The sequence below is a fragment of the Stenotrophomonas sp. HMWF023 genome (assembly GCF_003060985.1).
GTDB lineage: Bacteria > Pseudomonadota > Gammaproteobacteria > Xanthomonadales > Xanthomonadaceae > Stenotrophomonas > Stenotrophomonas lactitubi.
On the sequence record NZ_QAIJ01000323.1, the window covers coordinates 11,175 to 20,190 of the forward strand.

Below are 9,016 nucleotides of genomic sequence, written 5' to 3' on the forward strand. Positions count from 1 at the left end.
GGCCACGTCGGTGACGGTTTCAAACTGCGCACGGTCGCCCTGCTTCATTTCCGACTGGCGCGCCTGGCTGGCATCGCGTGCTTTCTGCGCGAAGGCGATGCGCGCTTCCAGCGGCTGCGACAGGAACTGCGCCTGGAAGACAGGATCGCGGGTCTGGGCGCGGAACTGCTGGTAGGGAATGTCATCGGTGCACAGCAGGTCGCCGTGCTGCAGCAGCACCGGGCGGCCGTACAGCTCGATCATGCACGGGTCGGGCAGGATGCGCAGGCCGGCGCGGCGGGCATAGTCTTCGCCGAGCAGGAAATCACGGTTGCCGCGGATGAAGAACACCGGCACGCCGCTGTCGGACAGTACCTTCAGTGCATCGGCTACCGCATCGGCTGCGGCCGAGGGCGTGTCATCGCCGATCCAGGCTTCGAACAGATCGCCAAGGATGTACAGCGCGTCGGCGCCAGGCGCCTCCTCGCGCAGGAAGCGCAGGAACAGGTCGGTGATGGCCGGACGGCTGGGGTCCAGATGCAGATCGGAGATGAACAGCGTGGTCATGACGATATTCTAGGGCATCGCTTCGCCGGTAGCGCAGGGCTCTGCCCCACCGCAGGGCATCACACCGGCAACGGCAGCCAGGCCAGGCTGGCCGAGGCCAGCAGTGCAGCGATGCCGGTGGCCGCCAGAACGTCGCTCGGATAGTGCAGGCCCAGCACTACGCGCGACAGGCCCACGCCGAAGGTAAAGGGCACCAGCAGCGGTGCCAGCCAGGGGTAGTAGGCCAGCGCGACGATGGTGAACGACACCGCGTGCAGGGTATGCCCGGACGGGAAACTGAATTCATCCAGCGGCGCCACCCAGGCACGGATACGCAGGTCGGCGGCGTACGGTCGTGGTCGCCGGGTCCAGCGTTTCAGCCCCTTGTACAGCAGCAGTGCGGCCAGGCCGGTGGCGGCCATGTGCACCGATGCACGCAGGCCATCGAAGCCATCAATGAGCACCAGTGCGCCCATCAACACGTACCAGAACACGCCATCGCCGAGCCGGCTGATGATCGAGAAGACGCGACGCACGCGGCGACGTCGGCAGTAGTGGTTGGCACGGCGACACAAGCGAGCTTCGCGACCGGCCAGCAGCTCAAGCGGCGTGGTGCGCATGTCCGCTCCTCCGCGCGCTGGCCAGTTCCGCCAACAGGTTTTCAAACTCCGCCACCACCTGCTGCGGGTGCAGCCGCTTCATCGCCCGTGCCGCGTTGCCGCCCAGTTCGCGGCGCAGGGCATCATCGGCAGCCAGTTGAACCGCTGCCTGCACGAACTGCTCGTCGTCATCCACTGCCGCACCGTTCTCGCCGTTGCGCAGGTACTCGCGGGCCGCGCCGTAGTCGAAAGCGACCGTGGCCAGGCCGCTTGCCATGCTTTCCAGGGTCACGTTGCCGAATGTCTCGCTGCGGCTGGGGAACAGGAACAGGTCGCCACTGGCGAAATGGCGGGCGAGGGCATCGCCGCGCTGGATGCCACAGAAGATGAAATCAGGATTCTCATGCGCCAGCTTCTCGCGCGCCGGGCCATCGCCGACCCAGATGAAACGTGCCTTCGGGCGCACCTGCTGCAGCTTGCGGAAGGCTTTCACCGCCAGGCCGAGGTTCTTTTCGGCGGCGATGCGGCCAACGTAGATTGCTGCCAGCCCCGTGCCATCGATGCCCCATTCCTCGCGCAGCGCCGGGTCGCGGCGCGACGGGTCGAACTGCTGGCTGTCGACCGCTCGCGCGAGCAGGCGCACACGCTCGAAACCCTGCTCGGTCAGGAATTCCTGCAGTTCGCGGGTGGGCACCAGGGTCGCATCGGCCTGGTTGTGGAAGCGGCGCATCCAGCGCATTGCCGCCGACTGCAGCCACGCCACGCCATAGTCGGGCAGGTATTCGTCGAAGCGGGTGTGGAACCCGGTGGCTACCGGAATGCCCAAGCGGCGCGCGGTGCGCAGTGCCGACCAGCCCAGCGGACCTTCGGTTGCCACGTAGATCGCGTCCGGGCGCTGCTGCCGCCAGTGCCGGCCCAGCCGGATCGGTGCCGGCAGGCCGAAGCGCAGGCCCGGATAGCGAGGCAGCGCCGCACCCGGTACCAGCAGGGTGCCCGGTACCGCATCCAGCGCTTCGCTGGCCTGTCGAGGGCGGATCAGGTCGACCTCGTGGCCGGCGGCGCGCAATCCCTGCTCCAGGCCCTGCACGGTCAGTGCGACGCCGTTGATCTCCGGCGGGTAGGTTTCGGTGACGATGGCATAGCGCATGGCGGGCCTCCGGTTTTACGCATGCTCGGGCCTTGCGATGTAGCCGACATGACCGCTTTGCGACAGCGAGATGACCGCCGGGCAGAGCGCTGCCTGCGTAGTTCAGGGGCACAGAAAAACCACGGCCCCGAAGGGCCGTGGTCGTGGCGTTGCGCCAGCGTGTGGATCAGAAGCGCTGCTGGTACTTCATGTAGACGAAGCGACCGATGTCGAAGCCGCCGTAGTAGGAGAAGTTGGAACTGGGCTGGCTGTACAGGATCGGTCCCTGGCGGGCGAACACATTGTTGGCGCCGATCGAAACGGTGGCGTTCCATGGCAGGTTGTAGCGCGCCTGTACATCATGGAACGTGACCGAGCCGCGTCGGTTGTAATCGCGGCTGCCGCTGTACCAGGGCGCGCGCTGGTCCGGATCGGAACATTCGTCCGGATGGCCGCTTGCGTCCAGGCAGCGTTCCTTGACGGCGGAGAAGTAACGCAGGCTCCAGGTGAGGCCCAGGTTGCCCTGCTCCCAGCCCAGCGATGCGTTGGAGCGGACCCGGAAGCCGATACCTCCGTTGGTGGCGATGCCATTGCTGGGAATCGGCGGCACATCCGCCTCGTTGGTGGTCCGTTCCTCGGCGGCAACCACATAGGTTGTCCTCCAATCGGCGCGCAGCGTGCCCCAGCGGGTTTCGAGCTTGTGGCCGATCTCCAGGTCATAGCCTTCGGCCTGGCGGAAGCCGCTGTTGCGGTTGCCATAGTTGAGCTTGTCGACGATGCCCAGTTCCGGGTCACGGGTGAAACCGCCGCAACGTTCGGCGATGCCCAACTCGTAGCAGTCGCGAAGGATGTTGTTGGGGTGGTCTGCGACGATGGTGTTCTCGATGCGGATCTTCCACCAGTCCAGCGCGATGTTCAGCCCTTCGGCGAACGTCGGGCTCCAGACCAGGCCCAGTGTGCGGCTGGTCGAGGTCTCCGGCTCCAGGTCGGGGTTGGAGCCGTTGGTGAAGGCCCGCGGCGTCTGCCCGCTGCTGCCGGTGATCGGCTCGTTGCCCTGGCCGAGCTGGCGGTAGCTGTCAGCGTTGGCGATGTCGGCGGCGCAGCGTGCACGCACCTCCGGGCTGCTGGCCGCAGCACCGTAGACGGTGTCGCAGGGATCGCGGAAGCCGGTGGTGAAGGTTTCAGAACCACCGCCATACAGATTGGAGATGGTCGGTGCGCGGAAGCCCTGGGCCCACGTGCCGCGGACCAGCAGCTGGTGGATCGGCTTCCAGGTGAAGCCGAACTTGCTGTTGAGGGTGCCGCCGAAGGTGGTGTAGTCCGAGTATCGGGTAGCGGCGCTCAGGCTCAGCTCACGCGCACCGGCCAGGTCGTGCAGCACCGGCACGCTCAGCTCCAGGTAGGCCTCGTCGACACGATAGCCACCACCGGTGGGGCCTGCGGCCAGGTTGGTGGTGGCACCGGTCTGTGCCAGCGCATCGGGGACGAAGCGGCCGTCTTCGTGGCGGCTCTCCGCACCCACCGCGAAGCCCAGTTCGCCGGCAGGAAGCGTGGCGAGGCTGCCGCTGAGGCTGGCGAACAGGTTGCGGGTTGTGGTGCGGCCGCGGCTGAGTTCCTCGGGGAACAACCAGTCCTGCAGTTCCGGGTTGCCGGTCAGGCCATAGGGATCATCCTGGCCATAGGGCACCAGCGGGTTCCAGGGCCTGCACCCGCTGATCGGCGCCTCCGGTGTACCGCACTCGACCTTGCCGGTGGCCGGATTGTAGAAGGACGGCCCGGTGGCATCGGCGACGCGTTGCTTGTGCAGGTTGCCGGTGGCGCGTTGGGTCAGTTCGCTGCGGTTGTACTGGTAGCCGGCTTCCCAGTCGAAATCGCGACCGCCGAACGCGAAGCTGCCCTCGAACGCAGCCACGCCCTGCCAGGAGGTCAGTTCGCTGGTACTGACGCGCGGAATCTCCCACGTGCGGCGGTTCCAGTGCACGTCGCTGGGCGTTTCGTAGCCGTGATGGCTGCCGAACGGATTGAACCAACTGTCGACGGACATCGGCGTGATGCCGGCTGCGCCGGACTGGAACGGGTAGCCGGCGACCTGGCGCCTCGTGGTGCGTTGGTTGTAGGCCAGCTGGGTGTTGAAGCGGACCTGGTCGTTCAGATCCACGCGCGCGTCAACGAAGATCGAGTCGCGCCTGATCGGTGTCTGCAGGTGCATCTGCTCGTTGCTGTTGCTGACATCACCGGTGAACGGCGTGTTGTCGCTGAGATGGAAGCTGTCCGGACCTCCCGGCTGGCTGCCACGGTCGAGCGAATAGCTGCAGCCACGGCTGTTGCTGCAGCCCGGGCCCTTGAAGCCGGTGATGCGGCCCCACTGGCCGACCGTGGTCCAACCATCGTCCGGATGACGATCGGTATAGGTGTAGGCACTGAAGTCCCGGTCCTTCGCCCACACGCCCTTCTCTTCGACATGCTCGGCGGCGAGGCTGATCGAGGCGCGTTCATTCGACCAGCCTGCAACCACGTCGTACTGGGTGCGGGCGCCGTCGCCTTCGCTGAACTGGCCATGGTAGACGCTGGCGGTCACGCCCTCGACGTTGCGGCGGGTGATGATGTTGACCACGCCGGCCATCGCGTCGGAACCGTAGATGGCCGATGCGCCGTCCTTCAGTACTTCCATGCGCTCCACGGCAGCGGCAGGAATGCTGGAGACGTCCTGGTAACCACTGGTTGTCATGCCCAGGCGTTTGCCATTGATCAGCACCAGCGTGCGCTGCGCACCCAGGCCGCGCATGTCCACGTAACTGCCACCGGCGGTTTCGCCAGCGCTGAGCGGGCTGGCGCGGCTCAGTGCCGGGCTGCCGGTTGCGGTCAGGTTCTGCAGGATGTCGGCGACGGAATTGAAGCCTTGCCGCTCGATGTCAGCGCGGCTGATGGTCAGCACGGGCTGTGCGGTTTCCAGATCGACCTGGCGGATGCGCGAGCCAGTGATCTCGATGCGGTCCAGGGTGGTGGCTTCAGCGGAATGCTGGGCGAATGCGGGAACGGCCAACGCAGTGGTGGCTGTCATCGCAAGCGCGCGACGGATCGCCAACCCAAGTTCGGGAATATGGATGGTCATGGGTCTCTCTCTCTTCCAATTCATCGGTGCGCGGCCAAGCAGGGCTGCGCCAGTTCCACCGCGGGCGGTGGACGTTCAAACCTAGTGAGGGCCCGCAGAGAGGAGTAGAGGAATGCGCCGAGAACGCCCGGATTGGCGATGACGCTTTCGTACAAAGCGGAATCGAATCAATCGATTGCCAGGTCATTTCGTGTTCCGGCTGAAGATTTGCCCGGGATGGGGTGCTGGATTGGAAGCGTCAACAGCGATGTGGATGGCGACAACCTGCGCGGGCACAAAAAAACCACGGCCCCGAAGGGCCGTGGTCGTGGTGTTACGCCAGCGCGTGGATCAGAAGCGCTGCTGGTACTTCATGTACATGAAACGACCGATGTCGTAGCCGCCGTAGTAGGAGAACGACGAATTCGGCTTGCTGTACATCACCGGGCCTTCCTTGCCGAACACGTTGTTGGCGCCAACCGACACGGTGGCATCCCACGGCAGGTTGTAACGGAACTGCACGTCGTGGAAGGTGACCGCGCCACGCTGGTTGTAATCGCGGGTGCCCTTGATCCACGGTGCCATGAAGCCCGGATCGGAGCACTCATCCGCGTAGCGGGTAGCGTTGAGGCAACGCTCCTTCACGCCGGAGTAGTAACGCGCGGTCCAGCTGACGCCGAAGTCACCGATATCCCAACCCAGCACCAGGTTCGAACGCACCCGGAAGGCCAGGCTGGTGCTGGTGCCGATGGTGTTGGCCACGCCGTTGATCGGGGTGGGCACCACGCCGCTGTCGTTGGTCGAACGGTACACGTTCTTGCTGACGTAGGTGCTGGTCCAGCCAGCGCTCAGCTTGCCGTAGCTGGTATCCACGCGGTAGCTGACGTCCAGGTCGTAGCCTTCGGTCTCGGCGAAGCCGGCGTTGCGGTTGCCGAACTTCAGGCCAGTGACGATGCCGGTGGCCGCATCACGGGTGAAGCGGCTGCAACGCGCTTCGATACCCTGCTCGTAGCAGTCGGTGAGGATCTGGTTCGGGCTGTCATCGACAATGGTGTTGTCGATGCGGATCTTCCACCAGTCCAGCGCAACGTTGAGGTTGCTGACGAAGGTCGGGCTCCACACCAGGCCCAGCGTCTTGCTGGTCGAGGTTTCCGGGGTCAGCTGCGGGTTGGAACCGGATACGAACGGCGTCGGCGTTGCGTCCTGCGCGGTGGTCACCGGCGTATTGCCCTGCCGCAGCTGACGGAAGTTGCCGGCATCGGCGATATCGCGTGCGCAACGTCCGCGGACTTCAGCACTGTTCTTGGAAGCGCCGAACACGGTGTCGCAGGGATCGCTGAACTGCGCGAAGGTTTCCGAACCGCCACCGTACAGGTCGCTGATGGTCGGTGCACGGAAGCCTTCGGCCCAGGTGCCGCGGACCAGCAGCTGGTCGATCGGCTTCCACTTGAAGCCGAACTTGCTGTTGAGGGTGTTGCCGAAGGTGTTGTACTCGGAGAAACGCGTTGCGGCGCTGAAGCTCAGTTCCTTGGCACCCGGCAGGTCGGCCAGCACCGGCACGTTGAGCTCCAGGTACGCTTCCTTCACCGTGTAGCTGCCACCGGTCGGGCCAGCGGCCAGGTTGGTGGTGGCACCGGTCTGGGCCAGCGCGTCAGGCGTGTACTTGCCATCTTCCTTGCGGCTTTCGACGCCGAAGGCAAAGCCCAGGTCGCCGGCCGGCAGGGTCATGATGCTGCCCGACAGATTGGCGAACGCATTCTTGGTGGTGGTGCGGCCGGTGGTTTTTTCGGACGGGAACAGCCAGGACAGCAGCTCTTCGTTGCCGGTCAGGCCGTTCGGGTCGTTCTTGCCAAACGGCACCAGCGGATTCCACGGCTTGCAGCCATCGATGACCGCGCCCTGGCGGCCGCACATCACCTTGCCGGTGGCCGGGTCGAGGAACGACGGGCCCACGGCATCACGCACGCGCTTCTTGTGCAGGTTGCCGGTGGCGGTGGCGGTCAGCTCGTTGCGGTTGTACTGGTAGCCCACGTCCCAGTCGAAGTAGCGCTCGCCGATCTCGAAGGCACCATCCAGCGACACCACCGCACGATAGGTCTTCAGTTCGCTGGTGCTCACGCGCGGCACTTCCCAGGTGCGGCGGTTCCAGGACACTGCGGTCGGGTTGGCGTAACCGTGCTGGCTGCCGAACGGGTTGAAGTAGCTGTCCCTGGACATCTGGCCCGTGGCGTTCGGGTCATTGGGAATGGACACCGAGCTGGACTGGGTCGGGTAGCCGGCGATCTGGCGCTCGGAAGAACGCTTGTTGTAGCCGAACTCCGTGCGCAGGTTGATGTCATCAGTCAGCTTGAAGCGGCCATCGAAGTACACCGAATCACGCTTGATCGGGTACATGACGTGCATCTGGTCGTTGGCATTGCTGACGTCACCGGTGAACGGCGTCGCATCGGTCAGGTGGTAATTGGCCGGATTGGTCGGGTCGGCACCACGGTTGAGCGAGTAGCCGCAGCCCAGCCGGGTATCGGTACAGCCGGGGCGGCCCTTCAGGCCGGTGATCTGGCCGTACTGGCTCAGCGTGGTCCAGTTGGAGGGGTCATTGGGGTTGTGGTCGCTGGTACCGTACTTGCTGAACCAACGGTCACGTGCCCACACGCTCTTTTCTTCGGAGTGTTCCAGCGCCAGCGTCAGCGACACGCGGTCGTTGCTCCAGCCACCCACCACGTCGAAGCGGTCGCGCGCGCCGTCACCTTCGCTGTACTGGCCGTGGTAGACGTTGGCGGTCACGCCGTTGACGTTGGAACGGGTGATGATGTTGACCACGCCGGCCATCGCATCGGAACCGTAGATGGCCGAGGCGCCATCCTTCAGCACTTCGATACGCTCCACCGCCGACACCGGCAGCGAGGACACGTCCTGCAGGCCCGAGGTGCTGATGCCCAGGCGCTTGCCGTTGACCAGCACCAGGGTGCGCTGCGCGCCCAGGTTGCGCATGTCGATGTAGGTGCCGCCGGTGTTCTCGCCCGAGCTCAGCGCGTTTGCGCGGCTGATCGCCGGGCTGCCCATCGCCGTCACGTTCTGCAGGATGTCGGCAACGGAGCTGAAGCCCTGGCGTTCGATATCGGTACGGCTCAGGGCCAGCACCGGCTGCGCCGTTTCAACGTCCACCTGGCGGATACGCGAACCGGTGATTTCGATGCGGTCCAGGTTGGTCGGCGAGGCGGTGCTGCTGCTCTGGGCGAACGCCGGCAGCGCAGCCAGCGTCGCAGTGGTTGCCAGGGCGTAGCGGATGGCCTGCCCCAGTGCGGTGGTGCGTGAAGTCATGACGAGCTCTCTCTCTCGGGTCGTGCAAAGGACGCCAAAACGGGCGTCGAAGGAATCGGCAGGTCCAAGACCGAGCCGATGACCCGATAGTAGTCTCGTTGGTTAATGCTCTGTAAAGAGCGCGTGTCGGTTTGTGTCGTTACGCATCGCGCGCTTTCACCAAACGTGAACAAAAGCAGGGGTTTACGTCAGGGCGAGGCGCACACCGCCTCCGCCAACTGCTGCGTTGCAGCAGGAATTGGCGGTCGATTGCGCGAACTGTAACGAAATGTAATCAGGCGCCGTCGGCCGATGGCAGGCGTCCCGGTCCTGCTCAGACCACGAACGGACGGAACTGGATGCCCAGCCCGGCGA

At 65.1% G+C, this 9,016-nt stretch carries 5 protein-coding genes; all 5 read right to left on the reverse strand.

What is annotated here, in order from left to right; all coding sequences use genetic code 11:
- Positions 1 to 546, reverse strand: a 546-nt coding sequence (gene lpxH, locus DBR20_RS19890) for a UDP-2,3-diacylglucosamine diphosphatase (protein ID WP_258223440.1), incomplete at its 3' end; no start/stop codon positions are given.
- Between the two features lie 59 nt (positions 547 to 605).
- Complete coding sequence (locus tag DBR20_RS19895; protein WP_025878111.1) at positions 606 to 1,145, reverse strand: phosphatase PAP2 family protein; 540 nt, start codon at positions 1,143 to 1,145, stop codon at positions 606 to 608.
- Positions 1,126 to 2,271: a glycosyltransferase family 1 protein gene (locus DBR20_RS19900; RefSeq protein WP_108267912.1), complete on the reverse strand. Its 1,146-nt coding sequence runs from the start codon at positions 2,269 to 2,271 to the stop codon at positions 1,126 to 1,128. Before DBR20_RS19900 ends, DBR20_RS19895 begins: the two co-directional genes overlap by 20 nt.
- Before the next feature lie 166 nt (positions 2,272 to 2,437).
- Positions 2,438 to 5,362 (reverse strand): TonB-dependent receptor, encoded by a 2,925-nt coding sequence (locus DBR20_RS19905; RefSeq protein ID WP_108267914.1) that lies wholly within the window; start codon positions 5,360 to 5,362, stop codon positions 2,438 to 2,440.
- A gap of 330 nt (positions 5,363 to 5,692) precedes the next feature.
- Positions 5,693 to 8,662, reverse strand: coding sequence for a TonB-dependent receptor (locus tag DBR20_RS19910; protein ID WP_108267916.1), 2,970 nt, complete (start codon positions 8,660 to 8,662; stop codon positions 5,693 to 5,695).
- Positions 8,663 to 9,016: the final 354 nt, after the last annotated feature.

Bases quoted from the DNA above. Each gene is read 5' to 3' on its own strand.
- DBR20_RS19910 (WP_108267916.1), bottom strand. From the start codon at position 8,662: ATGACTTCACGCACCACCGCACTGGGGCAGGCCATCCGCTACGCCCTG.
- DBR20_RS19895 (WP_025878111.1), bottom strand. From the start codon at position 1,145: ATGCGCACCACGCCGCTTGAGCTGCTGGCCGGTCGCGAAGCTCGCTTG.
- DBR20_RS19900 (WP_108267912.1), bottom strand. From the start codon at position 2,271: ATGCGCTATGCCATCGTCACCGAAACCTACCCGCCGGAGATCAACGGC.
- DBR20_RS19905 (WP_108267914.1), bottom strand. From the start codon at position 5,362: ATGACCATCCATATTCCCGAACTTGGGTTGGCGATCCGTCGCGCGCTT.